This is a genomic window from Halorubrum sp. Ib24, assembly GCF_002252745.1.
In the GTDB taxonomy this organism is placed as follows: domain Archaea; phylum Halobacteriota; class Halobacteria; order Halobacteriales; family Haloferacaceae; genus Halorubrum.
Window position 1 is genome coordinate 16,264 of record NZ_NHOX01000026.1, and the last position, 24,037, is coordinate 40,300.

The 24,037-nt window shown below is 70.0% G+C and carries 21 protein-coding genes, 1 tRNA gene and 2 pseudogenes; 15 read left to right on the plus strand and 9 right to left on the minus strand.

The features are described from left to right. Window positions 1-91 precede the first annotated feature (91 nt). The 3 genes and pseudogenes from DJ82_RS06510 to DJ82_RS06520 all read left to right on the plus strand — a co-directional run. A pseudogene (locus DJ82_RS06510) lies at window positions 92-679 on the plus strand (class I SAM-dependent methyltransferase); the annotation flags it as partial. Window positions 680-790: 111 nt separating this feature from the next. Beyond that, window positions 791-1,114 carry a BolA family protein gene (locus DJ82_RS06515; protein ID WP_094524217.1) on the plus strand — a complete coding sequence of 108 codons (324 nt, stop codon included), beginning with the start codon at window positions 791-793 and terminating at the stop codon, window positions 1,112-1,114. 139 nt (window positions 1,115-1,253) lie between these two features. Further along, window positions 1,254-2,663: an aspartate ammonia-lyase gene (locus tag DJ82_RS06520; protein WP_094581352.1), complete on the plus strand. Its 1,410-nt coding sequence runs from the start codon at window positions 1,254-1,256 to the stop codon at window positions 2,661-2,663. 21 nt (window positions 2,664-2,684) lie between these two features. On the opposite strand, the gene DJ82_RS06525 is transcribed toward DJ82_RS06520, so the two are convergent. Then, on the minus strand, window positions 2,685-3,068 hold the full coding sequence (locus tag DJ82_RS06525; protein ID WP_094524219.1) for an ACT domain-containing protein: 384 nt from the start codon (window positions 3,066-3,068) through the stop codon (window positions 2,685-2,687). A gap of 112 nt (window positions 3,069-3,180) precedes the next feature. Between DJ82_RS06525 and sucC the strand changes: the two genes are divergently transcribed. The 5 genes from sucC (at window position 3,181) to deoC (ending at window position 9,133) form a co-directional block, all read left to right on the plus strand. Continuing rightward, a complete protein-coding gene (gene sucC / locus DJ82_RS06530) occupies window positions 3,181-4,326 on the plus strand; it encodes an ADP-forming succinate--CoA ligase subunit beta (protein WP_094581353.1) in 1,146 nt (381 codons plus the stop codon). After that, a complete protein-coding gene (gene sucD / locus DJ82_RS06535; protein WP_094524221.1) occupies window positions 4,323-5,192 on the plus strand; it encodes a succinate--CoA ligase subunit alpha in 870 nt (289 codons plus the stop codon). The genes sucC and sucD overlap by 4 nt, the downstream gene beginning before the upstream one ends. A gap of 101 nt (window positions 5,193-5,293) precedes the next feature. Next, on the plus strand, window positions 5,294-7,876 hold the full coding sequence (locus tag DJ82_RS06540; RefSeq protein ID WP_094581354.1) for a GAF domain-containing protein: 2,583 nt from the start codon (window positions 5,294-5,296) through the stop codon (window positions 7,874-7,876). A 154-nt stretch (window positions 7,877-8,030) separates the two neighbouring features. Next, complete coding sequence (locus tag DJ82_RS06545; protein WP_094581355.1) at window positions 8,031-8,348, plus strand: ArsR family transcriptional regulator; 318 nt, start codon at window positions 8,031-8,033, stop codon at window positions 8,346-8,348. Between the two features lie 113 nt (window positions 8,349-8,461). Further along, window positions 8,462-9,133, plus strand: coding sequence for a deoxyribose-phosphate aldolase (gene deoC / locus DJ82_RS06550; protein ID WP_094526037.1), 672 nt, complete (start codon window positions 8,462-8,464; stop codon window positions 9,131-9,133). 124 nt (window positions 9,134-9,257) lie between these two features. On the opposite strand, the gene DJ82_RS06555 is transcribed toward deoC, so the two are convergent. Further along, window positions 9,258-10,481, minus strand: coding sequence for a CBS domain-containing protein (locus DJ82_RS06555; protein ID WP_094524225.1), 1,224 nt, complete (start codon window positions 10,479-10,481; stop codon window positions 9,258-9,260). Between the two features lie 220 nt (window positions 10,482-10,701). Between DJ82_RS06555 and DJ82_RS06560 the strand changes: the two genes are divergently transcribed. From DJ82_RS06560 to DJ82_RS06570, 3 genes are all read left to right on the plus strand, one after another. Beyond that, entirely contained in the window at window positions 10,702-11,109 is a 408-nt protein-coding gene (locus DJ82_RS06560) for a DUF2267 domain-containing protein (protein ID WP_094524226.1), read from the plus strand. Window positions 11,110-11,186: 77 nt separating this feature from the next. Then, window positions 11,187-11,270: transfer RNA gene (locus DJ82_RS06565), tRNA-Ser, on the plus strand. 162 nt (window positions 11,271-11,432) lie between these two features. Continuing rightward, window positions 11,433-12,740: a tRNA (N(6)-L-threonylcarbamoyladenosine(37)-C(2))-methylthiotransferase gene (locus tag DJ82_RS06570; protein ID WP_094581356.1), complete on the plus strand. Its 1,308-nt coding sequence runs from the start codon at window positions 11,433-11,435 to the stop codon at window positions 12,738-12,740. Here DJ82_RS06570 and DJ82_RS06575 read toward each other — a convergent pair. The 3 genes and pseudogenes from DJ82_RS06575 to DJ82_RS06585 form a co-directional block, all read right to left on the minus strand. After that, window positions 12,731-13,300, minus strand: coding sequence for a trimeric intracellular cation channel family protein (locus DJ82_RS06575; protein WP_094524241.1), 570 nt, complete (start codon window positions 13,298-13,300; stop codon window positions 12,731-12,733). The genes DJ82_RS06570 and DJ82_RS06575 overlap by 10 nt on opposite strands. 165 nt (window positions 13,301-13,465) lie before the next feature. Beyond that, complete coding sequence (locus DJ82_RS06580; protein ID WP_141212550.1) at window positions 13,466-13,708, minus strand: hypothetical protein; 243 nt, start codon at window positions 13,706-13,708, stop codon at window positions 13,466-13,468. Between the two features lie 206 nt (window positions 13,709-13,914). Beyond that, a pseudogene (locus DJ82_RS06585) lies at window positions 13,915-15,990 on the minus strand (AMP-dependent synthetase/ligase). 105 nt (window positions 15,991-16,095) lie between these two features. Between DJ82_RS06585 and DJ82_RS06590 the strand changes: the two are divergent. After that, window positions 16,096-18,009, plus strand: a complete 1,914-nt coding sequence (locus tag DJ82_RS06590; RefSeq protein ID WP_094581358.1) for a helicase C-terminal domain-containing protein — start codon at window positions 16,096-16,098, stop codon at window positions 18,007-18,009. Window positions 18,010-18,326: 317 nt separating this feature from the next. Further along, a complete protein-coding gene (locus DJ82_RS06595; RefSeq protein ID WP_094524231.1) occupies window positions 18,327-18,518 on the plus strand; it encodes a UPF0175 family protein in 192 nt (63 codons plus the stop codon). A 146-nt stretch (window positions 18,519-18,664) separates the two neighbouring features. On the opposite strand, the gene DJ82_RS06600 is transcribed toward DJ82_RS06595, so the two are convergent. Beyond that, window positions 18,665-19,771, minus strand: coding sequence for a 60S ribosomal export protein NMD3 (locus DJ82_RS06600; RefSeq protein ID WP_094581359.1), 1,107 nt, complete (start codon window positions 19,769-19,771; stop codon window positions 18,665-18,667). Between the two features lie 147 nt (window positions 19,772-19,918). On the opposite strand from DJ82_RS06600, the gene DJ82_RS06605 reads away from it, so the two are divergent. Then, complete coding sequence (locus DJ82_RS06605) at window positions 19,919-20,272, plus strand: DNA-binding protein (protein ID WP_094524233.1); 354 nt, start codon at window positions 19,919-19,921, stop codon at window positions 20,270-20,272. Then, on the plus strand, window positions 20,273-20,866 hold the full coding sequence (locus tag DJ82_RS06610) for an asparagine synthase-related protein (RefSeq protein ID WP_094581360.1): 594 nt from the start codon (window positions 20,273-20,275) through the stop codon (window positions 20,864-20,866). On the opposite strand, the gene DJ82_RS06615 is transcribed toward DJ82_RS06610, so the two are convergent. From DJ82_RS06615 to DJ82_RS06625, 3 genes are all read right to left on the minus strand, one after another. Beyond that, window positions 20,781-21,869 (minus strand): carbohydrate kinase family protein, encoded by a 1,089-nt coding sequence (locus tag DJ82_RS06615; protein WP_094581361.1) that lies wholly within the window; start codon window positions 21,867-21,869, stop codon window positions 20,781-20,783. The two genes, DJ82_RS06610 and DJ82_RS06615, sit on opposite strands and share 86 nt — an antisense overlap. A gap of 51 nt (window positions 21,870-21,920) precedes the next feature. After that, window positions 21,921-23,222 carry a DHH family phosphoesterase gene (locus DJ82_RS06620; protein WP_094581362.1) on the minus strand — a complete coding sequence of 434 codons (1,302 nt, stop codon included), beginning with the start codon at window positions 23,220-23,222 and terminating at the stop codon, window positions 21,921-21,923. Between the two features lie 117 nt (window positions 23,223-23,339). After that, a complete protein-coding gene (locus DJ82_RS06625; protein WP_094524237.1) occupies window positions 23,340-23,804 on the minus strand; it encodes a universal stress protein in 465 nt (154 codons plus the stop codon). Between the last annotated feature and the right edge of the window lie 233 nt (window positions 23,805-24,037).

Below are 24,037 nucleotides of genomic sequence, written 5' to 3' on the forward strand. Positions count from 1 at the left end.
CGGCCGGCGATCGATCGCTTCGGACGACCCCTCCCGAGGCGCCGCGGGTCGGATCCAAACCGCTAACCGAGCCCGATCACAACCGCTTCGCATGGACCGCTTCCGGAACACGGGACAGCCGGACTGGGACTGGTGGGGACGGATCTGGCCGACGCCGGGCGAGACGCTCCGGCGGCTCGGCGTGGCGCCGGGCGACCGCGTCGCCGAGATCGGCTGCGGCAACGGCTACTTCGCCCTCCCGGCCGCGCGGGTCGCCGACCCGGCGTCGGTGTACGCCGTCGACCTCGACGGGTCGCTGCTCGCGGAGCTCGAGGGGCTCGCGGCGGAGCAGGGGATCGAGAACGTCGTGCCGGTCCGCGGCGACGCGCGCGACCTCGCCGCGCTCCTCCCCGAGCCGGTCGACGTCGCGCTGCTGGCGAACGCCTTCCACGGGATCGACGACCGGGCCGGCTTCGTCTCGGGCGTCGCCGGCGCGCTCGCCGTCGACGGGCGGTTCGTCGTCGTCAACTGGCGCGACCGGCCGCGGGAGGAGACGACGCTCGCCGGCGAGCCGCGCGGCCCGCCGACCGAACTGCGAGTGGGTCCGGCGGAGACGCGGCGCGCGGTCGAGGACGCCAGCGACCTGCGGCTCGCCCGCGAGGTCGAACCTCCCGCCGTTCACTACGGGCTCGTCTTCGACGGTGAGACGTCGCGGCGCGGTCCCCGCGCGAGACCTCCCGTCGCCTGCCCCCCGGCGCTTCCCCCGGCGCTAATGCGGTCGATTTTTGACGAGGCGGCCCCGAACCGGGGTATGACCATCGAACCGGCCGAGATCGAGGAGCTCATCCAGGCGGGGATCCCGGACGCCGTCGCCCGCGTGACGAACCCCCGGATCCACGACGACGAGGACGAGGACGCGCACTTCGCGGCCGTCGTCGTCTCCCCCGCCTTCGAGGGCGAGTCGCTCGTCGACCAGCACCAGCGCGTGTACGACGCCGTCGGCGACCACATGACCCGGTCGGTCCACGCGCTGGAGATCAAGACGTACACGCCCGCCGACTACGCCGAGCACGGGAGCGGCAGCCTCGCGCCGGAGCTCCGCGACGCGGGGCTGTTCCCGGTCGACGAGGCGTAGACCCCGGCCGCGACGCGTAGACACCGACCCCGGTCCCGACCCCGGCCGCGACGCGCACCGCGCCGGTTCGGCTCCCCGCGTCCGCGTTCGACTGAGCGCTTTCAGTAGCTTTTACCCGGTCTCGCGGGAAGCGTCGCGCATGGGTGACGACTACCGCACGGAGGAGGACAGCCTCGGCGAGATGCAGGTGCCGGCCGACGCCTACTGGGGCGCGCAGACCCAGCGCGCGGTCGAGAACTTCCCGATATCCGGGATCCCGATGAGCCGGCGGTTCATCCGCGCGCTCGGCGTCGTGAAGAAGGCGGCCGCGCAGGCGAACCGCGACCTGGGCCTGATCGAGGACGACACCGCGGAGGCGATCGTCGCCGCCGCCGACGAGGTGATCGCCGGCGAGCACGACGACCAGTTCCCGGTCGACGTGTTCCAGACCGGCTCGGGGACCTCCTCGAACATGAACGCCAACGAGGTGATCGCCAACCGCGCCGCCGAGATCGCCGGCGCGGAGATCGGCGACCGCGTCGTCCACCCGAACGACCACGTCAACTACGGGCAGTCGTCCAACGACGTGATCCCCACGGCGATGCACGTCGCGTCCCTGGAGGCCGTCGAGAAGGACCTCGTGCCCGCTTTGGAGACGCTCCACGCCGAGCTGGAGGCGAAGGAGACCGCGTTCGACGGCGTCGTCAAGACCGGCCGCACGCACCTCCAGGACGCGACGCCGATCCGCCTCGGCCAGGAGTTCGGCGGCTACCGGACCCAAGTCGCGAAGGGGATCGAGCGGGCCGAGACCGTCCAGTCGAACCTGCGCGAGCTCGCCCTCGGCGGCACCGCGGTCGGCACCGGGCTCAACACCCATCCCGACTTCCCGGAGCTCGCCGCGGAGTACATCTCCGACGAGACGAACACGACGTTCCGCGAGGCCGACAACCACTTCGAGGCGCAGGCGGCCCACGACGCGATGGCGGAGGCGCACGGCTCGCTCCGGACCATCGCCGGGAGCATGAACAAGATGGCGAACGACCTGCGGCTGCTCGCCTCCGGCCCGCGCAACGGGCTCGGCGAGGTCGAGCAGCCGGAGAACCAGCCCGGCTCCTCGATCATGCCCGGGAAGATCAACCCCGTCGTCGCCGAGTCGGTCAATCAGGTCCACAAGCAGGTCGTCGGCAACGACGCCGCGATCTCGGCCGGCGCCGCCCGCGGCGAGATCGACCTGAACCTTTATAAGCCGGTCATCGCGCACAACTTCCTCGAATCGGCCGAGCTGCTCTCGAACGCCGCCGCGACGTTCGGCGAGCGTTTCGTCGCGAAGCTGGAGGCCAACGAGGAGCACTGCGAGACCCGCGTCGAGCAGTCGATGGCTCTGGCGACCGCACTGAACCCCGCGATCGGCTACGACAAGGCGTCGAAGGTCGCGAAGACGGCTTTAAAAGAGGGGAAAAGCGTCCGCGAGGCCGCGGTCGAGGCCGGCTACCTCACCGAGGCGGAGGCGGACGAGGTGCTCGACCCCGAGGCGATGACCCACCGCGTCATCCTCGGCGACGAGGACTGAGACCCGGGATCGTCGGGGGCGTCAGTCGACGACCTCACAGCCCAGTTCTTCGAGCCGCCGGACCGCGGCGGGGCGGTCGGTCTCTTTGATCAACACGTGGTCCGTCGCGTACGACGAGAGGACGAACACCGAGACTTCGACCTCGGCGAGCGCCGTGGCCACCGCCGCCAGGAACCCGACGAGCTCGAACGGGAGTTCCATCTCGAAGGTGAGGCGCTTCCATCCGGGCTCGACCGCGTCGGCGTCGACCGCGTCGACCTCGTCCTCCTCGACGACCACCGTCGTCTCGCCCGCCTCTCTGATCGTCGCGAACGCGGCGGAATGATCGCGGTCGGTCCGGCAAACCGCGTACGTCTCGTCCGACACGCTGACCGTTCCGCCGTCGAGGAACTCGGTCGGGTCCATGCCGACCGCAGTCGTTCGGCGGATAAAAATGCCCGTCGCCGTCTCCCACCGTCCCCGCCGCTCGCGCGGAATCGGCACCATTTAAGCCGCTCTCGGTCCCCCTTCGAGACGGATGAAACTACACGAATATCAGGCGAAGACTATCTTCGCGGACGCCGGGATCCCGGTCCCGGATTCCCGGCTCGCGACGACCGTCGACGAGGCGCTCGACGCCGTCGACGAGATCGGCTACCCGGCCGCGATCAAGGCGCAGGTCCACGTGGGCGGCCGCGGCAAGGCCGGCGGCATCAAGATCGCGACCGACCGCGACGAGGCCGAGGCGTACGCCGAGGAGATCCTCGGGATGGACCTGAAGGGGTACACCGTCGACTCGGTGCTCGTCGAGGCCGGCGTCGACTTCGTGGACGAGCTGTACGTCGGCGTCACGATGGACCGCGGCGAGGGGAAGCCCGTCCTGATGGTGTCGACCGAGGGCGGCGTGAACATCGAGGAAGTCGCCGAGGAGAACCCCGACGCGATCGCGCGCGAGCACGTCGACCCCGCGTTCGGGCTCCACCCGTACCAGGCCCGCAAGGTCGTGTACGAGGCGGGCGTCGACGCCGACGTCGCGCTCGACGTGGCGTCGATCCTCTCGACGCTGTACGACCTCTACGAGGGGAACGACGCCTCCGAGATCGAGGTCAACCCCGTCATGATCACGGGCGACCGCGAGGTCGTCGCGGCCGACGCCGTGATGAACATCGACGAGGACGCGCTGTTCCGCCAGCCGGAGCTGGCCGAGATGGCCGAGGCGTCCTACGAGGACGACCTCGAACGGAAGGCCGGCGAGTACGGCTTCGACTACGTCCGCCTCTCGGGCAACGTCGGCATCATCGGCAACGGCGCCGGGCTCGTGATGACGACGCTCGACCTGGTCGACTACTACGGCGGCAAGCCCGCCAACTTCCTCGACATCGGCGGCGGCGCGAAGGCCGAGCGCGTCACGAAGGCGCTCGACATGGTGTTCTCCGACCCCAACGTCGACAGCGTCGTGTTCAACATCTTCGGCGGGATCACCCGGGGCGACGAGGTCGAGAAGGGGATCAACGAGGCGCTCGCGGAGTTCGACGAGATCCCGAAGCCGGTCGTCGTCCGGCTCGCCGGGACCAACGCCGAGGAGGGGATGGAGATCCTGAACACCGACCTGATCGAGGTCGAGGAGACGCTGGAGGAAGCGGTCCAGCGCGCGGTGAAGAACGCGGAGGAGGTGACCCAATGAGCATTTTCGTCGACGACGACACCAGAGTGGTAGTCCAGGGGATCACCGGCGGGGAGGGGAAGTTCCACGCCGGCCAGATGATCGAGTACGGCACGAACGTCGTCGCCGGCGCGGTGCCCGGCAAGGGCGGCCAGGAGGTCGCCGGCGTCCCCGTCTACGACACCGTGGACGAGGCCGTCGAGGCGGAGGACGCCGACGCGTCCGTCGTCTTCGTCCCGCCGGCGTTCGCGGGCGACGCCATCTTCGAGGCGCTCGACACGGACCTCGACCTCGCGGTCGCGATCACCGAGGGGATCCCGACCCAGGACATGGCGAAGGTGAACAAGCGGCTGGGCGAGACCGACACGCGCCTGCTCGGCCCGAACTGCCCCGGGATCATCACGCCGGGCGAGGCGAAACTCGGCATCCTGCCCGGAAACATCTTCGCCGAGGGCAACGTCGGGCTCGTCTCCCGCTCCGGCACCCTGACGTACCAGGTGGTCGATAACCTCACCGAGCGCGGGATCGGTCAGACGACCGCGATCGGCATCGGCGGGGACCCGATCATCGGCACCTCATTCATCGACGCCCTGGAGGCGTTCGAGGCCGACACCGAGACCGACGCGGTCGTGATGTGCGGCGAGATCGGCGGGGAGGACGAGGAGCAGGCCGCGCGGTTCATCGGCGAACACATGGACACGCCGGTCGCCGGCTTCATCGCCGGACGGACGGCGCCGCCGGGCAAGCGGATGGGCCACGCGGGCGCCATCGTCTCCGGCTCCGGGACCGGCACCGCGCAGTCGAAGATCGACGCGCTCAACAACGCGGGCGTTCCCGTCGGCGACACCCCCGAAGAGGTCGCCGACCACGTCGAGGACTTCCTGTAAGCGACGACGGGGTGGGCCCCCGACTCGATTTCAGCCGTTCCGGTTCTCAGTCCTGACCATCGGAGCGAAAGCTAAACTTACCGGTAGTGTGACGGCCACCTATGGATACCGCTCCCGGGAACGACGGCGACGATCCCACCGCCGACGCCTTCCGCGGAGGGGAGCCCGCCGGCGGCGGGCCGCGACGGGTGCTCATCGTCGACGACGAGCCCGGCGCCGCGGACCTCGCGGCGACCCACGTCGAGCGACTGGTCGACGGGATCGAGACGGTGACGTACACCGCCCCGGACGACGCGCTCGCGGCGGTCGAGTCGGAGCGTATCGACTGCGTCGTCAGCGACTTCGACATGCCCGGCAGCGACGGGCTCGAACTGCTCACCGCGGTCCGCGAGGTCGATCCCGGGATCCCGTTCGTGCTGTTCACGGGGAAGGGGTCCGAAGAGGTCGCCAGCGAGGCGATCTCCGCCGGGGTGACGGACTACCTCCAGAAGGGCGGCGGCCAGGACCGGTACGAGATGCTCGCGAACAGCGTCGCGAACGCGCTGGAACGGCGACAGGTCGAGCGGAACCTCCGGGAGGTGAACGCGAAGGTGACCGCGCTCCACCGGTTCGCGACGGAGGTCGCCGCCTGCGAGCGCGTCGACGAGGTGTTCGAACGGACCGTCGACGCCGCGGAGGGCATACTGGAATTCGACCGGTGCGTCACGGCCCGCCGCCGCGGCGACACCCTCGTCCCCGCGGCGCTCTCGGAGAGCGTCACCGACGAGGAGGTCCGCTCGTTCGAGGTCGGCGAGGGGGTCGTCGGGACCACCGCCGCCGAGGAGCGGACGATGGTCGTCGACAACGTCAGCGTCGACCCCGCCGACCCGGACCAGTTGGAGGACCCGGAGAACTGCGACCCGCCGAGCGCCGGGGAAGCCGCCGACTGCGGGCGAGCCGACGATCACGGCCGGGCCGACGGCGCCGCGGTCGCCGACCCGGTCGCCGACGACATCCGCTCGGCGATCAGCGTCCCGATCGGTCCGTACGGCGTGTTGCAGGCCGTCTCTGACGGATACGCCGCGTTCGACGAGGGCGACGTCGAGTTCGCGGAGCTGCTGGCCGCCCACACCGCCGACGCGATCGAGCAGATCGAGACGGAGAACGCGCTGCGGGCCGAACGCGACCGACTGACGGCGCTGTTCGACGATCTCCCGCTGCCGGGAGTCAGAACGGTCGCGCTCGGCGGCGGCGAACGCCGTCTCGACGCCACGAACGAGGCGTTCGAGCGGACGTTCGGCTACTCGGCGGCCGACCACGGCTACCGCGAGATACGCGACGCCATCATCCCGGAGGGCGCCGCCCGGTTCGACCCCGAGACGGTCCTCGATCGGGACGGGACGCCGCGGCTCGAAGTGCGCCGCCGGACGACCGACGGGCTCAGGGACTTCATCCTGCACGTGATTCCCGTGCGTCAGCACGACGAGACGGTCATCTACAGCGTCTACGCCGACATCGGCGAGCAGAAACGGGTCGAGCGGACCCTGCGGAACCTCCACGAGACGACCCGCGAGATGTTCCGCGGCGAGGACCGCGAGGAGATCGCGGCGCTCGCGGCGCGCGCGGCCATCGACATCCTGGAGTTCCCGAGCAGCGGGGTCCGCCTGTACGACCCCGAGAGCGGGACGCTGCTCCCCACGGCGATCAGCGAGGAGGCGACGGCCGCGCTCGGGGACCGCCCGGCGTTCGGCCCAGGCGACGGTCGCGTCTGGGAGGCGTTCGAGACGGGAGAACCGATCGTCGTCGGCGATCTCGACGCGGTCGACACCGCCGTCACCTACGGCGAGCACCGGAGCCTGCTCGTCGTCCCGCTCGGCGACCACGGCGTGATGCCGCTCGGCTCCCGCGAGCCGGACTTCTTCGACGACACGGCGATCCAGCTGGCGCGGGTGCTCGCGGCCAACGTCACCGTCGCGCTCGACGGGGCCGAGCGCACGGCGCAGCTGCGGAACCGCGACGCCGCGCTCCAGCGCGAGATCGACCGACTGGAGAAGTTCGCCGGGCTCGTCTCGCACGACCTCCGGAACCCGCTCAACGTCGCGGCCGGGCGGCTCGATCTCGCGCGGGGGCTCGTCGACGACGACGGCGCCCTCCACGAGCTCGACCGGATCAACGACGCTCACGAGCGGATGGAGGAGCTCATCGACGACCTCCTCACGCTGGCGCGACAGGGCCGGACGGTCGACGAGTCGGAGCCGGTCTCGCTCGCCGAGGCGGCGGCGGAGGCGTGGCGCACCGTGGACACCCCCGCTGCGACGCTGGACGCGCCCGACGATGGGGTCGCGGTGGAGGCCGACCCGGAGCGCCTCCGGACGCTCTTAGAGAACCTGTTTACGAACAGCGTGGTGCACGGCACCGGTGGCAGTCGGGCGGAGCCCGACGACGTCGTCGAGCACGGCTCGACCGAGGCTGACCCCGGCGTCACCGTCACATTCGGCGGGCTCTCGGACGGGTTCTACGTCGCCGACGACGGCGCGGGATTCGACGTCGACCCCGACGAGGCGATCGAGTACGGCATCTCGAGCGACCCGCACGGGACCGGCTTCGGACTCGCGATCGTCCGCGAGATCGCGGCCGCGCACGGGTGGACGGTCTCTATCGACGACGACGACGGGGCGCGGTTCGAGTTCCGTACGCGCGAGTAGAGGCGGACGAATCGAAGAGCGCCCCGCCGGCGACCGGACACGCTCTCGTTCCGTCGCGCCCGCGCGCTCATAATATATAAATCAATGGGGGGCTGTGCGGCGGTGATACACACCCGAGCCACGGTTATGCACGGCTCGCCCGTATACGCTTTATATGGACGACAGTGCCCGCGAGCTGCTCGCGCCGCTCCCCCCGAGCGCCAAACTGGTCTACTACGTTCTCGACGAGGAGGGCCGGTTCGACCAGACCGGGCTCGCCGAGGAGACCCGCCTTTCGACCCGAACCGTCCGGTTCGCGGTCGAGAAGCTCACCGAGGTCGGACTCGTCGAGGAAGGCCTGTGTCCCCGCGACGCTCGTCGGTCGGTGTACGCGCCCGTCCCCGAGTCGGAGCGCTCGGGAGAGGCCGAGCCGGAGGCCGTCTCCGAGCCGGACACCGAGACGCCCACGGCGACCGCGGTCGCCGAGGACTGAGACCGAGCGGCCGCACTCCCGCGTGCGTTCGTCGCTCCGCCGGAGAAACGGCGGCGGGTCGGGACGCGTCGAGCGGCCGACACACTTAGGCCCTCGGACGCGAGGGAGCAGACATGTCACTGGAGAACACACTGCGAGACGATCCAGGGCGGGTCGCGTCGATAATCGACCACACGAACGTCGACCCGACCGCGAGCGAGGCGGCGGTCCGGACCCTCTGTAACGAGGTCCTCGAATACGGATTCCGCTCGGCGGTCGTCGTTCCGTACCACGCGCCGCTCGCGAGCGAACTGCTCGGCGGGGAAGCCGACGTCGTCGCGGTGATCGGGTTCCCCTACGGGATACAGAACTCGGCGGCCAAACGGAGCGAGGTCGAAGCGCTCCGCGACCACGTCGACGAGTTCGACATGGTGATGAACAGGACCGCGTTCGCGAACGGCGATCACGACCTCGTCGTCGACGACGTCGAAGCGGTGAAGGACGCGGTCGGGGAGAAGACGCTGAAATGTATCATCGAGTCGCCGGCCTTGACGCCGCCCGAGATACGGCGGGCCGCCGAGCTCGTCGAGGCCGGCGGCGCCGACTTCGTCAAGACCGCCGTCGGATACGACGGGCCGACGGATCCAGCGGAGATCGCGGCGATCCGAGAGGCGGTCGCCCCGGAGACCGAAATAAAAGCGTCGGGCGGAATATCGACCTTCGACGAAGCCCTCGAAATGGTGGCCGCAGGTGCGACCCGGATCGGCGCCTCCTCGGGCGTGGCGATCTACGAGACGACGCAGTAGCGTCCGTCCGAATCGGCAGCGCGTCGGGGTCGGTTCGACCGTTCGCCGACGGCCCCGGTCGCGATCGCGAAGCCGTCGCACAGCGCGGAGCCGTCTCGGTTCGCGCAGCGCGGGGCCGTCCCGATCACTCCGCGTCTTCGAGTATCCACCCGAAGCGCTTCTCCCAGAACGCCTCGTTCCGCGGCTTCTTGTTCCGCCCGTACGTCTTCTTATCACGTATCTGGCGTTCGAGAACGTCTCGGACCTCGTTGAGCGCGTGGCTCGCACCGTACCCCTCGGCCGAAGCGATGTACAGACCTTGGTCCGTGTGGAGCCGGATCCGGGCGAGCAACAGCGGCGTCCCCCGAAGCTTCTCGTCGTGTTCGTGGAGGTGGACTTTCGCGTCGAGGATGTCCATGCCGTGGTCCCTGTCGTCGAACTTCTCGATCATCTCCACGATCTCGTCGTACTCCACGTCGTCGAGGAGGGCCGAGTTGTACACTTGGACGGCGCGGGTCTCGTCGGCCTCCCACGTCAGCGAGTCGAGGATATCCGTTTTCGTGACGATCCCCGCCAGCTCACCGTCCTGCTCGACGACCAGTGACGATCCGCCGATCTCGAACAGCTCTTCCACGGCGGTTTCAAGCGTCCGGGCGGGCGCGATCGTCCGCACCGGTGAAACCATCACGTCTCGAACCGGCAGATCGATGACTCGCGCCAGTTCGCCCTCCCGGGCGCCGAAACCGCCCCGCCGCGTGCGCCCGTCGCTGACCCCCGTGCCGTCGGCGTCCGCTTGCGTGTCGCCCGCGTCTCCGCCCTGGCTCCGAACCGCACTCCGAACCGTCAGGTCCATGAGATCGTAGAGACTGAGGATCCCGACCGCCGCGTCGTCCTCCACGACCGGGATATGCGTGATCCGGTTTTCGCGAAAGAGGTTGAGCGCTTCGCCGACGCTCGTTCGCGGTCCGACAGTGATGACGTCCGGCGAATACGCGTCGGCGACCGTGGCGGCGTCGAGGAACTGCTTGACGTTCTCCAGCAGGTCGTCCGCGGTAACGACGCCGATCAGATCGTCCCCGTCGAACACGGGGAGCAGCCGTGAGCCCCCGTCGATCATGAGCTGTGCGACCCGCCGGACGTCCTCGTCAGGCGTGACCCGGGGAACGTTCCAAGCCACCGACTCGATCTTCTGGTCCGGCTGATGGTGTGAGCTCGCGAGCTGCCGCCTCGTGACGACTCCCTCGAACGCCCCTCCGTCCACGACGACTCCCGCAACTGACGGGTCGTCGAACGTCCCAACGAGCTTCGAGACCGGTGTGTCGGGAGGAAGGTTCACGTACTCCGTCGAAACGATGTCTGTTATGTCCATGAGTGTGGGTGCGTTTCCGCGTTGGTCGGCCCGGCCTGTTCCGCTGCCGCCGCCTCGTTAACAGTTGTATATTTGCCAATCGTTCACAAGTACCTACTGACTGTTCTCGGCACCCGGAAACACGTACTTCGCTGGCTCGTCGCTGAACGCCCGCGGTTCGGTTTCCAGACGGTGAGAATTATCATCATAGTTGACATGCTTCCGCGGGCTCCATTTACACATGAACTTCGACGAATTCACCGGCGACGTACAGCACCGACTCGAACTGCCCGGGACGGGCGAGACGGTACGGGCCATCCGGGCGACGCTCATGACCCTCGGCGAGCGCCTCCCCGAGGGGAACGCGGCGGACCTCGCCGCGTCGCTTCCGATCGAGATCAAGTGGTACCTGACCGGCGCGGTCCACGAACACGGCCAGCGCTTCGACTGGCAGGAGTTCGTCGAGCGGGTGAGCGAGATCGAGCGAACGGACCCGGCCGACGCGGCTTATCACGCCCGGGTCATCGTGGACGTCGTTCGGTCGCAGGTCCCCGAATCGGACTTCCAACAGCTCCGGGACATGCTTCCCGAAAGCGGCGACTCCGAGGACTGGGGGAGCCTCTTCGAGCTCGTCGACGCCGAGAACTGAGGCGAGCCGGCCGGCGGGTCGACCGGTGACGCCCCCGTCCGCGCTCGCGGCCCGTTCTCCGATCGGAGCGGCCAACTGGTGGGATGACGGAGCGGACGAACGTGCCTGCTTGGAACGCAGGTGGCCGGAAGGCCTCGTGGGTTCGAATCCCACTCCCACCGTACGCACGGTGCGCACGCCGCGCCGCGCACCCCCCGTTCGGGCTTCGAATTCCACTCCCGCCGCCTCCCGTTCGGGCTTCGAATTTCACTCCCACAGCCTCCGGCGCGCTCGGCTCCGATCCGTCGCGTTTTTGGCCGCGGGACCGGTAGTGTGCACACTCGATGGCGACGTATCACATCGAAACCTACGGCTGCAGTTCCAACCGGGGTGAGAGCCGGGAGATCGAGCGCGCGCTCCGCGACGGTGGTCACCGCCCGGCCGACGGGCCCGAGGACGCCGACGTCGCCGTCCTCAACACCTGTACGGTCGTCGAGAAGACGGAACGGAACATGCTCCGCCGCGCCGAGGAGCTCCAAGAGACGACCGCCGACCTCGTCGTCACCGGCTGCATGGCGCTCGCGCAGGGCGAGACGTTCGAGGAGGCCGGCATCGACGCCGAGATCCTCCACTGGGACGAGGTGCCGACGTACGCGCTCAACGGTGAGTGCCCGACGACCACGCCGGACGCCGATCCGGTCCTGGACGGCGTCGTCGGCCTCCTCCCCATCGCGCGCGGTTGTATGAGCAACTGCTCGTACTGCATCACGAAGTTCGCGACCGGCCGGGTCGACTCCCCGTCGGTCGAGGAGAACGTCGAGAAGGCCCGAGCGCTGGTCCACGCCGGCGCGAAGGAGATTCGCGTCACGGGACAGGACACCGGCGTCTACGGTTGGGATAACGGCGAGCGCAAGCTCCCGGAGCTGCTCGACCGCATCTGCGACATCGACGGCGAGTTCCGCGTCCGGCTCGGGATGGCGAACCCCGGCGGCATCCACGGGATCCACGAGGAGCTCGCGGAGGTGTTCGCCGAGAACGAGGAGCTGTACGACTTCATCCACGCGCCGGTCCAGTCCGGCTCCGACGAGGTGCTCGAAGAGATGCGCCGGCAGCACCGGGTCGACAAGTTCCGCGAGGTCGTCGAGACGTTCGACGACCGGCTCGACCACTGGACGCTCTCGACCGACTTCATCGTCGGCTTCCCCACGGAGACGGAGGCCGACCACGAGCTGTCGATGGACCTCCTCGCCGAGGTCCGCCCCAAGAAGATCAACGTCACCCGCTTCTCGAAGCGCCCCGGCACGGACGCCGCCGAGATGAAGGGGCTCGGCGGGACCCTCAAGAAGGAGCGCTCGAAGGCGATGTCGGCGCTGAAGATGGACGTCGTCGGCGAGGCGTACGAGTCGATGGTGGGCGAAGCGTTCGAGGTGCTCGTCGTCGAGGAGGGGACCGGCGACTCGGTGAAGTGCCGCGACTCCGCGTACCGCCAGATCATCGTGCAGAGCGCGACCGAGCGCGGCGTCGAAGTCGGGGACTTCCTGACGGTCGAGGTGACCGGCCACAACACCGTCTACGCGTTCGGCGAGCCGACCGACGAGGGTCACCGCATCGACGGTTCCAGGTCGCCGGCTGTGGGAAGCTCTCAGCCGTAGGCGACGGCCGCGAGCCGCGTGATGACGGTGACGGCCGCACAGAGCGCCGCGGCGGTGCTTCCGACGAACCCGACGGTTCCGGCGACGACGTAAGCCAGCCCGCCCAACACGGCACAGTTGGCGTAGAAGTCCTCGAAGAGGATGAACGGCGCGCGGTCGAGCAGCAGGTCGGCGAACGCGCCGCCGCCGACCGCGTTTATCTTTGCGACCGCGACGACGCCGAACGCGGAGACGCCCGCGTCGGTGGCGACGATCGCCCCCGTCGTGGCGAACGCGGCGAGCCCGATCGCGTCCGAAACGAGCGTGATCGGGTGGGTGTCCGGCGCGGCGAGCACGATCCGCACCCCGATCGCCAGAGCGACGCCGAACAGTCCGAGCGCGATCTCGACCGGCGACTGGAGCGCCAGCGGCGTTCGCAACACGAGGAGGTCCCGCGTCGCCCCGCCGGCGAACGCCATCGCCAGCCCGGCGATGGTGATCCCGAACAGGTCGAACTCCTCGCGGATCGCCTTCGTCGACCCGACGAGCGCGAACGCGACGAGCCCAATCGTGTTCATCATCGCGAAGGGGTCGCTGAACAGCGCTACGAGGAGTCCCGCCTCACTGGCGGGTGCCCCGCGAGTCGAACGCTTGAATCTGCCGTCGACGGATCCGACGGCCGGGGGGACGCGCCGGCGTCGGCGTCGTCTCCGCTCGCGCCGTCGGATCCCGCCCTCGCGGGGGCGTCAGCTCTCGACCACGTTCACGTCGATCCGCGTCGGCACCAGGTCGGCGTCGAGCGACCGGGCGACGTACCACAGGACGGCCCCGATCGCGGGGAGGACGAAGACGGTCGTCGTGAACGCCGCGGAGACGAGATCGCCCTGGGCGTAGTGCATCCGACCGACCCGCGACCAGAACAGCGACCAACCGGCGAGGACGAGGCCCGCAAACAGCGTGGTCGCCACCCCGACGACGCGGGTCGTCACTGTCGACACGGTGCGCCGGATCGAATCGACGGCTTTTCGAATCGCAGGCATCATCTGCGCGGTAGCGGTTTGAGCCTTTTGAAAGTGTGATAAATTTAGGTATGTTTACTAAGAATAAACTATAGAATTGATGCGAAAAACTTGCTCGCTGACGGGACGAACGGCTCGGAACCGCGGGCGTTGCACGCCCAGAGGCGGTCGGATACCTAAGTCGCGTCGGCGTAGATCAGCTCCGCCTCGTGCGAAGCGGTCCCAAGATGTTGCGCGCTTCTTTCTTCATCGTCGGACGTGAGCAGGTCGTTCCCGTCCTCGCAGAACTCCTCCTCGACGAGCCGGAACTGCTTGATCCGCTCGTACGGTTCGAACTCCTCGTTCACGCGGTCGACCTCCGCTTGGATCCGCTCGCGGACCCGGTCGTCCCGGCAGACCGCACTGCGCGCGTGGGGCAGATCGATCCCGCGCGTGTCCGCCCACGACTCCACTTTCTCGAAGTTCGGGACGATGAGCGCCGAGACGAACTTCCGCCCGTCGCCGAGCACGACGCACTGCTCGACGAACTCGTTCGCGGCGAACCGGTCCTCGATCGGACCCGGCGCGACGTTCTTTCCGGTCGAGAGCACGAGCAGCTGCTTCGCGCGTTCGCGGAAGGCGACGTACCCGTCCGGCCGGAGCTGGACGATGTCTCCGGTGCGGAACCACGGCTCGTCCGGGTCGCCGTCGCGCTCCTCGGGAGGCGTCCCGGCGACGACGACGTCCTCGGGGAGCCGGTCCGGTTCGGTGAACGCCTCAACGGTCGCGTCCGGGCGGTTCCAGTAGCCGTCGGTCACCTGCGGGCCGCGAACGAGCAGTTCGCCCACGTCGCCCGCCAGACCGGCGACCTCTTCGCCGACGACCGTGCCGTCGATCGCGATCTCGGTGTCGACGACCGGCGGACCGATGGTGCCGACCTTCGGCTCCTCCGGCGGGTTCACGCTGATCACCGGCGACGTCTCCGTGAGCCCGTACCCCTCCAGGATCGGGAGGTCCATCGCGTGGTACAGCGCGCACAGCTCGGCCGACAGCGACCCGCCGCCGGAGATGAAGAAGTCGATGTTACCGCCGATCGCCTCTCGGACCGACGAGAAGACGAGCCGGTCGGCGACCGCGCGCTTCGCGTCGAGCAGGGCGCCGGGATTGTCGGCCTCGTGGTGGGACCGACCCACGTCGACCGCCCACTCGAAGATCCGCTCTTTCACCGGCGACTCACCGGCCTGATCGCGGATCGCGTCGTACAGCTTCTCGTAGACGCGTGGGACGCTCGTGGTCGTCGGCGGCCGCACGAGCCCGAAGTCGTCGCGGAGCGTGTCCGGGCTCTCGGCGTACGCGACCGTCGCGCCCGCCGCGAACATCATGTAGTGGCCCGCCATGCGCTCGAAGACGTGCGCGAGCGGGAGGAAGGACAGCGTCGTCGACTCGGCCGATATCCCCGGCGCGTCGGGGTCGCGGTCCGGTCGGTCCGCGAAGCGGCGGTAACACTGCGAGACGTTGTCCCGGAAGTTCGCGTGGGTGAGCCGGACCCCTTTCGGCTTCCCCGTCGTCCCGGAGGTGTAGATGAGGCTGGCGAGGTCGCCGACGCCGGTCGCGTCGAGCCACCCCTCGTAGGCGTCGGGGTCGAACGCGTCGGCGCCCAGCGCGTGGAGCTCGCCGAGGGTGTACACGTCGTCGGCGGAGAGGGCGGGACCGTCGCCGTCGCCCCCGGTGTCGCCGCCGAAGTCGAGCTCGGCCGCGTCCACGTCGTCGAACGAGACGATCGCGTCGAGGTCCCGCGAGAGGTCGTCGGCGACGGCGAGCACCTCGTCCAAGAGGTCGCGGTTCTCGACGACGGCGACCGTCGCGCCGGGGTCCTCCAGCAGGTACCGCACTTGGTCCGGCGAGGAGGAGGCGTAGACGGTCGTCACCACTCCGCCCGCGGCCAGCGCGGCGAAGTCCGTCTGCGCCCACTCCATCCGCGTCTCCGCGTAGAGGGCGACGCGGGTGTCGTCGTCGACCCCGAGTTCGCGGAACCCCGCGGCGAGGCGCCGAACGACGTCGCGCATCTCGGCGTAGGTGACGCCGGCGTACTCGCCGTCGGGCGCGGGCGGGAGGACGCCCTCCGTCACCAGCGACCGGTCGTATATCCCGCCCTTGTACCGCTGGGCGGTCCGGTCGGCGTTGCGCTCGGCGGACCGCTCGAAGGTTCGCGGGAGCGTCTCCCGAGCCACGACGTCGTCCGCGAACTCCCGTTCCGCCTCCTGCCAGTGCATACCCCCTTCGACCCGCCCGAACGATATAAACGATCGGGTAGTTTTGAGTTCACTCGACCGGTCGGAACGCGAGGGTTTAATCTCGGGAGGGAGCGAGGGACCCCTGTGGACCCCGACCGGATCCCCGCCGAGTTCCCCGCCCCGAGCTTCCGCGGCGCGCAGGAGCGGGCCCTCTCCGACATCCGCGACGCGTTCGCCGCCGGCAACGAGGTCGTCCTCGTGCGCGCGCCGACGGGCAGCGGGAAGTCGCTTCTCGCGCGGGCGGTGATGGGCGCGGCGGCGACGGTGGACGAGACGGCGCCGAGCGAGGCGACGGGCGCCTACTACACCACCCCGCAGGTGTCGCAGATCGACGACGTCGAGGCGGACGACTTACTCGACGACCTAGCGGTGATCCGCGGGAAATCGAACTACGACTGCATCCTCCCCGGCGAGCACGACACGCCTGTCAACCGCGCTCCCTGCGTCCGGCAGCAGGGGTTCGACTGCTCCGTGAAACACCGGTGTCCGTACTTCTCGGACCGCGCGATCGCTTCGGGTAACCGGTACGCCGCGATGACGTTAGCGTACTTCATGCGCACCGCGGGCTCCGAGGTGTTCCGCAAGCGCGACGTCGTCGTGATCGACGAGGCGCACGGGCTCGCCGAGTGGGCGGAGATGTACGCGACGATTGAGCTCTCGCCCGAGCGCGTCCCCGTCTGGGACGACGTGCGCGTCCCGGACGTGGAGGCCGACGCCGGCCCCGAGGAGGACGCGCTCGACCGCACCGCCCGCTTCGTCGCCTCCCTTCGCGACGTCGCGAAGCGCGCGAAAGACGAGCTGACGGGCCGGGCCGAACTCGACCGCGAGGAGGTCGCGCGCCGCGACCGCCTCCAGGAGCTGAGTAGCGAGCTGGGTTGGTTCCTCGAGGACTACCGCGACCTCGACTCGCCGACGACGTGGGTCGTCGACCAGTCCGGCGGGGAGGGCTCGCCGCTCGCGATCAAGCCGCTGGACCCCGCCCGCTACCTCCGGCACACCGTGTGGGACCGCGGGAACCGGTTCGCGCTCCTCTCCGCCACCATCCTCTCGAAGGAGGCGTTCTGCCGCGGTATCGGCCTCGACCCGTCGAACGTCGCGCTCGTCGACGTCGAACACACCTTCCCGCTGGAGCACCGCCCGCTGTACGACGTGACGCGCGGGTCGATGACCTACGAGCACCGCGACGAGACGGTCCCGGAGATCGCCCGCCTGATCGTCCGGCTCATGGCCGAACACCCGAACGAGAAGGGGCTGATCCACGCGCACTCGTACGACATCGCCGGGCGGATCACCGAGCTGCTGGGCGAGTTCGGCGTCGCCGCGCGGGTCCGACGCCACGGCCGCGAGAATCGGGACGCGGAGCTCTCGGCGTGGAAGGCGAGCGACGACCCCGAGGTGTTCGTCTCGGTGAAGATGGAGGAGGCGCTGGACCTGAAAGGCGACCTCTGCCGCTGGCAGGTGGTGTGTAAGGCGCCGTACCGCAACACGAACGACTCCCGCGTCGCCCGCCGGCTCGCGGACGACCAGTGGGCGTGGTACCACCGGACCGCGCTGCGGACCGTGATCCAGGCGTGCGGTCGCGTCGTCCGCGCGCCCGACGACTACGGCGCGACGTACCTCGCGGACGACTCTCTGCTGGACCTCTTCGAGCGCGCGCAGGCCGACACCCCGCCGTGGTTCGGAGACCAGATCGACGCGATGACGACGCCCGACCTCTCCGACTTCGATCCCGCGGCCGCGCTCGCCGGGATCGACGCCGACCCCTCCGGACCGTCCCGTGCGAGGCGGAACCGGACGGTCGGTTCCGGCGGCGCGTCGGACCGCGGCGGCTCCGGCGCGGGCGGCTCAGGGAACGCCGCGGACGACGCGGCCGACGCCGACGGGTCGGGCGGCGAGACCGGGAGCGTCGGCGACGCGGGCGCGACGCGAACCCGCTCTGAGACCGACGCCGAGCGGCGAAGCGACCACCCGCTCTCCGACGTCTGGGGCGACGGCTGAGGCGGGAGCCGACGCTGCGACGAACCGCGGTCCGGGGCCGTACCGCGGTGTCGTCGGACCGCGCGACCGCCGCTTACAGCAGCGAGACGCCCCAGGCGGCCATGGAGCTCACCATGAGGAACGCGAAAAACAGCGCGAAGATCTGTTGTCTGTTCATACCTCCCCTGTGCCGCAGAGCGGCATAATTCCTGCGGGCCGCCCTCGGTAGTGATTATACGCCGCCGGACTGATCGAACGTCAATATATATCGTATAAGGTGTATCATGGCCCTCAATCAATTAGTAACCTTCATAAACCTACACGGGTCTACAGTAGGTATGGCAACGAAGGGCCTCTCGAGTGCGCTGACGCTGTACGGTGCGCGAACGTTGACACTCTCTCAGGCGGCCGCACAGGCGGGCCTCAGCGAGGCCGAGTTCGTCGAACAGCTCGAGCGCCGCGGCATCGACGTGACCGAGTCCGAGCGCGCAGCCGCTCTCGGAAACGAGTCGACCGCCCGCGCCGACTGAAGAATTCGACCGTTCGCGCCGACTGAACGCGCCAGTGCCCCTCCTTCCCGGCGGCGGAGTCTGTCTGCCGCCGTCTCCCCGCTCACCTCTCACACGCAGCGTCGCGCTCTTCGACGCCCGGTGTCAGTACTCGCCGCGGCGACGCCCTACTCCTCCGGGACGAGGTGCACGTCGCCCTCGTGTTCGAACGCCAGCACGCTGTCGGCGTCGTCGTCGACGAACTCGGGGTTCGGGACCGTCTTCGCCTCGTAGGTGACCGGGTCGAGCACCTGGATCGCGTTCTCGTCTTCCACCGTCACCACCGTCGTCTCCGCGGCGTCGCCGCGCGTTCCGAGGCGGGACGCGTCCGGCGCCTCCGCGTCCTCGAACTCCGAGACGTACTGCTCGCCGGTCGCGAGCCGGACGCCCTGTAGCCGGCCGGAGACGCCCGTGACGAGCACGGGGCCGTCGCCGTCCTCCGGATCGATGACCTCGCCCTCGGCGTACCGGGGGAGCCGGACCGCGAACGTCACCCGGTACACCTCGTTGCCGTCACCGTCCTCCGTGACGAGCGTCGGGTACGACTCGAAGCTCCCGCCGAGCGCGTCGGTGATCCGAGTCGCGACGTTCTGCGCGAGGCGGTTCGAGGAGAGCTTGACGTCCGGTCCGTCGTCGGTCTCTTTCACCTCCGTGATGAACGCCTCGCGGTCGCCGTCGGCCTCCTGGGCCGCGACGTACGACTCGGCGATGTCGAGCGCCTCGGCGCGCTCCGCCGGCGTCAGGTCGCGCTCGTCCGCGCGCACCTGCACGGTGCCGGCGTAGTAGCCGCCGGCGATCCGGCCGCAGCGGTCGCAGGTGCCCCGCGAGATCTTGACCGGAACGGTGACCTCCGCGGAGCGGAGCGTTCCGCGGACGACGCCCGAGAAGCGGCAGTGCATCCGGACGTTGTTCTCGTCGACCTGCTCGGGCTCGACGCCCCACTCGACGTCGGTCGCGTCGACGTGGACCCCGAGCGCCTCCGCGACCTCGTCGACGGCGACGTCGGTGTAGTCGCGCGCGCCGACGTCGCGCCACGACTCGCCGCGTCGGACCGCGCCGCAGCCGGAACAGACCAACACCTCGATCCGGTCGGGCGCGTCGACGAGATCGAAGTCCTCGAAGTAGCAGTCGTCACACAGCAGCGCGTCCCGCCCGCGCGGCTCGCCGGGGAGCGGCTCGCGCCGCTCCGGGACCGGATCGCCGCACCGCGGACAGAACTCCCGCGACTCGCTCATTGCAAGCCGCTACGCCGAGGAGGCGTTTAAGCGACGCGGACCGCCGGTGTCCCCCCGACCGCCGCGGCCGTACGGGTCGTCCGGCGCCCGGCGATCGCCACCGCGGCCTCCGAAATCGTTTTTCGCGCGGACCGTGAAGGCCCTCGTATGAGCGAGAACCCCGACGACGAACGACTGGAGGAACTGCGAGAGAAGAAGATGGAGGAGCTCCGCGAGCGCCAGCAGGGCGGCGGCGGCGACGCCGAGGCCCAGCGCGAGGCCCAGGAGCGCGCCGACGCCCAGCAGGAGGCCGTCCTCAAGCAGTACCTGACCGACGGCGCGCGCCAGCGGCTCAACGCGGTCGAGATGTCGAAACCGGAGTTCGGCGAGAAGGTGAAACAGCAGGTCGCGGCGCTCGCCCAGAGCGGCCGGATTCAGGGACGTATCGACGAGGACCAGATGCGCGACCTCCTGAAGGAACTCCAGCCCGACCAGCAGAGCTTCGACATCCGGCGGCGATAGATGGAGCTCGCGCTCCTGTACAGCGGGGGGAAAGACTCCTCGCTCGCCGCCCACCTGCTCGACCGGTTCTACGACGTCCGCTGCGTCACCGGGAGCTTCGGGCTCACCGACGACTGGGAGCACGCCGAGCGGGCGGCCGCGGAGCTCGGGTTCCCCTTCGAACGCGTCGAGCTGGACCGCGCGGTCGCCGAGGATGCGGCCGCGACGATGCTCGACGACGGCTACCCCCGCAACGGGATCCAGCGCGTCCACGAGCACGCCTTGGAGGCGATCGCGAGCCGCGACGTCGACGCGATCGCCGACGGTACCCGGCGGGACGACCGGGTGCCGACGGTCTCTCGCGCGCAGGCGCAGAGCCTGGAGGACCGCCACGGCGTCGACTACATCTCCCCGCTGTCCGGGTTCGGTCGCCACGCGGTCGACCGGCTCGTCGAGGAGACGTTCGACGTCCAGCAGGGACCGAGCGAGGAGGTGCCGAAGGCCGACTACGAGGACGAGCTCCGGACCCTCATCGCCGAGGACCACGGCGAGGCGACCGTCGACGAGGTGTTTCCGGACCACGACCAGACGTACGTCCACGGTCGGACCGATTAGCCGCGCGAGTCGTCGCCCCCGTCTGCAGTCCGATCGCCCTACCGCCGCTCGTCGAGGAACGACTCCACGCCTCCCTCGAGGGGAGCGCCGTCATCCCGCCCCGTTCCCGGACCGAGAGCGCGGCCGTCGCGTTCGCGAACGCGACCGCGTCGTCGAGGTCGGGCGCGTCGTCCGCGGCGAGCCGAGCGATCAGCCCGGCGGTGAACGCGTCGCCGGCGCCGGTGGCGTCGACGGCCTCGACCGCGAAGCCGCCGTGGCGGGCGGTCCGCTCTCCCCACGGCGCCGCCGCCGAGCTCGCGACGACCGCGCCCGACTCCCCGAGCGTGACGACGGCGGTGTGGGGGCCGAGCTCCAGCAGATCGCGCCCGAGCGCCTCGCCCTCCTTCGACGAGAGTCCCGTCGCCGCCACGTCCTCGTCGCTGGCGAAGACGACGTCGCTGTCGGCGACGATCTCGCGGACTGCGTCGACGACGCTCTCCCGCTCCCCGTCCGGGACGAGGTCCTCGCGGTAGTTGATGTCGAACGATACCGCGCAGTTGCGCTCGGCGGCGGCCGCGGCCAGTTCGCGCATCGCCGCCCTCCCGTCCGGGTGGGTCAGGGCGACGCCGCCGAGGTGGACCCACGAGACGGCGGCCAGCTCGTCCGCCGGCACCGAACCGGGCTCGAAGCCGAACGCGACGTCCCGGGAGCCGTAGAAGCGGAACCGCCTCCCGTCGACGCCGGGCGGCGAGACGACCGCGAGCGTGGTGTTGCCGTCGGCCCGCTCGAACGCCGCCGTCGGCACCCCCTCGTCGACGAGCGTCTCGCGTAGGAGGTCACCGAACGGGTCGCCGCCGAGCCGCGTCCAGAACGCCGGCGCCGCGCCGAGCCGGGAGAGCCCGACCGCGACGTTGGCCGGCGCGCCGCCCGGTCGGTGAGAGAAGCCGTCGACGTCGCGGAGCGTCTCCCCCGGTCCGGGGAGGAAGTCGATCAGCGTTTCGCCGGCCACGAGGATCTCCGCCATGCGAGAGACGGGGCCGCCCGACGACATGAAAGTGGGCGGTTCTCCGACGCCCTACTCCCCGTTCTCCTCGCCCGTCTCCGCCGCCGCGACTTCCTCGGCGACCGCCTCGAACGCGGCGAGGATCACTCGCTTGCAGGCCTGCCCCTCGGTCGTCCAGTGCTGGGCGTAATCGAGCATGTCGTCGTAGATGTCCGGCTTGCAGCCGGCGGCCTGCGGGTGGCCGCCGCCGTTCACCCGCCCGGCGACCTCGTGAGCGTGCTGAAACTCCTCGGAGCCGCGGATCGACGCGGAGCCGGCTGGCTTGACGATCACCGCCGCGTCGGCGCCCGCCTCGCGGAGCGTCTCCGCGACCTCGTTCTGCGAGCACCGGCCGTACGTCACCGCGACGCTCCACTCGCCCACCTCGTGGGTGACCGCGCGGTCGACGGCGGCGTCGATCCGGGCCTCCTTCTCGACCCGGCGGTCGGCGACGAACGCCTCGACGGTCTCGGGGAGGTCGGCGCCGTACGCGCCCACGACCGTGGCGTACTCCTCGCTGCCGGCCCAGTAGGAGTAGTCGGCGAGGTCGTCCGAGCGCGGGTCCTCCTTGATCCAGAGGTCGTGGTCGCGCGTCACCGTCGCCAGCTCGGCCCACCGGTCGCCGAACGCGTGGTCGAGCGAGCGCAGCGCCACGTCGGCGGTGCACTCCTCGTCGGACTCGCCGATCACGAGGTCGACGCCGAGGTCCCGGACCGCCGCGGCCGTCTCCTCGTCCCACTGGTGGTGGTCGAACCACCGGACCGAGGCGGCCTCCTCCGCGAGCGCCTCCAGCGGCTCCGCGATCCACTCGTAGTCGTCGGGACAGAGGTCACAGACGAACAGGTCGACGTCGTCGTCGGCGTACGCGAGCACGCGTTCGAGCGAGGTGTCGAGCGAGTACGGTCCCGCCGCGACCAGCCCGACCGGCGACCGCGTGTGAGCGTCGTCGGTGGGGTCGTCGCTCTCGTCCTCCTCGTGCGTATCCCCCGCGAGCGCGTCGTCATCGCCGCGGTCCGCCGCTTCCTCGTCCTCGTCGTGGTCCGTCGCTTCCTCGTCCTCGTCGTCGTCGCCCTCCGCGAGTCGAGCCGCGATGGCCGCCTCGAAGTCGGCGACGTCGAGCGCGGCGTCGTACGCCTCGCGGACCATCGCCGCGCAGGCGAGCCCGTCGGCGTCGCCGTCGGCGATCACGACCGCATCGCTCCCCTCGATCGCCTCCTTCGCTCGGCGCTCGGAGCGCACCTCGTCCAGCGAGTCCGGGTAGAAGAAGCCCTTGCCGGGCAGCCGCGTGTACCGCGAGCGGGGTATCCCCGCCTCGTCGATGAGCTCGTCGTCCATACCGTCGAGCCGGGCGGGAGCGGGAAAACTCCGCCGTTCTCGGGGTGACCGCGCCCCGCCGTCTCGACCGCGCCACCTCGTCGCCTCACCGCCTCGCCGCCCCGCCGCGATCGGCCCTCAGACCGTCGTCCGGCGCGGGTCCTCGTCGGTGAGCTGGCGGACGGTGAGCACGGGGATCGGACAGGTCCGCACGACGCGTTCCGCGACGGAGCCGATCAGGAACCGGTTCTCTCCGTGGCGGCCGCGGGTGCCCATCGCGACGACGTCGGCGTCGACGTCGCGCGCGTATCCCGATATCTCCGCGGCCGGCCGCCCCTCGCGCACCTCGACCGTCACGTCCAGTTCGGGGTCGCGCTCCGCCGCGGCGGCGGTGACCTGTTCGAGCGCCGACTCGCCGTGGTCGTCGAGCGCGTCGCGGAGGTCGTCGCGGACCTCGTCGGGCGTGGACTCGACCTCGCCGCTGTCGACGACGTAGACGGCGTGGACTTCGGCGTCGAAGCGGGCGGCGACGTCGACGGCGACGTCGACGGCCCGACGCACGCTGTCGGAGCCGTCGGTCGCGACCACGATCGTGTCGAACATACGCCTCCGTTCGCCGAGCCGGTAGTTAAAAACAGGCGGTCGACTCCGGCACCACATCGATCGACACCGTGAGCGCAGCGACGGTACATTTTATAAGCCACTGAACCGATGCGGCGGCGTGCCTCCGAGCGGTCGCCATCGGCGACCGCGAGGAGCCCGCGAGGGAGTCAGTCGTCCGGAGCGAAGCGGAGGACGACTGACGAGGCTGGGGAGGTGTGAGGTGCGGTTGCTGT

Excerpts from the sequence above, each read along its gene's own strand:
- DJ82_RS06545 (WP_094581355.1), top strand. The coding sequence starts at position 8,031 with ATGGACGACAGTGCCCGCGAGCTGCTCGCGCCGCTCCCCCCGAGCGCC.
- DJ82_RS06570 (WP_094581356.1), top strand. The coding sequence starts at position 11,433 with ATGGCGACGTATCACATCGAAACCTACGGCTGCAGTTCCAACCGGGGT.
- DJ82_RS06605 (WP_094524233.1), top strand. The coding sequence starts at position 19,919 with ATGAGCGAGAACCCCGACGACGAACGACTGGAGGAACTGCGAGAGAAG.
- DJ82_RS06560 (WP_094524226.1), top strand. The coding sequence starts at position 10,702 with ATGAACTTCGACGAATTCACCGGCGACGTACAGCACCGACTCGAACTG.
- DJ82_RS06575 (WP_094524241.1), bottom strand. The coding sequence starts at position 13,300 with ATGATGAACACGATTGGGCTCGTCGCGTTCGCGCTCGTCGGGTCGACG.
- DJ82_RS06515 (WP_094524217.1), top strand. The coding sequence starts at position 791 with ATGACCATCGAACCGGCCGAGATCGAGGAGCTCATCCAGGCGGGGATC.
- DJ82_RS06520 (WP_094581352.1), top strand. The coding sequence starts at position 1,254 with ATGGGTGACGACTACCGCACGGAGGAGGACAGCCTCGGCGAGATGCAG.
- DJ82_RS06615 (WP_094581361.1), bottom strand. The coding sequence starts at position 21,869 with ATGGCGGAGATCCTCGTGGCCGGCGAAACGCTGATCGACTTCCTCCCC.
- sucC (WP_094581353.1), top strand. The coding sequence starts at position 3,181 with ATGAAACTACACGAATATCAGGCGAAGACTATCTTCGCGGACGCCGGG.
- sucD (WP_094524221.1), top strand. The coding sequence starts at position 4,323 with ATGAGCATTTTCGTCGACGACGACACCAGAGTGGTAGTCCAGGGGATC.
- DJ82_RS06610 (WP_094581360.1), top strand. The coding sequence starts at position 20,273 with ATGGAGCTCGCGCTCCTGTACAGCGGGGGGAAAGACTCCTCGCTCGCC.
- DJ82_RS06595 (WP_094524231.1), top strand. The coding sequence starts at position 18,327 with ATGGCAACGAAGGGCCTCTCGAGTGCGCTGACGCTGTACGGTGCGCGA.
- DJ82_RS06600 (WP_094581359.1), bottom strand. The coding sequence starts at position 19,771 with ATGAGCGAGTCGCGGGAGTTCTGTCCGCGGTGCGGCGATCCGGTCCCG.
- DJ82_RS06620 (WP_094581362.1), bottom strand. The coding sequence starts at position 23,222 with ATGGACGACGAGCTCATCGACGAGGCGGGGATACCCCGCTCGCGGTAC.
- DJ82_RS06525 (WP_094524219.1), bottom strand. The coding sequence starts at position 3,068 with ATGGACCCGACCGAGTTCCTCGACGGCGGAACGGTCAGCGTGTCGGAC.
- DJ82_RS06555 (WP_094524225.1), bottom strand. The coding sequence starts at position 10,481 with ATGGACATAACAGACATCGTTTCGACGGAGTACGTGAACCTTCCTCCC.
- DJ82_RS06540 (WP_094581354.1), top strand. The coding sequence starts at position 5,294 with ATGGATACCGCTCCCGGGAACGACGGCGACGATCCCACCGCCGACGCC.
- deoC (WP_094526037.1), top strand. The coding sequence starts at position 8,462 with ATGTCACTGGAGAACACACTGCGAGACGATCCAGGGCGGGTCGCGTCG.
- DJ82_RS06625 (WP_094524237.1), bottom strand. The coding sequence starts at position 23,804 with ATGTTCGACACGATCGTGGTCGCGACCGACGGCTCCGACAGCGTGCGT.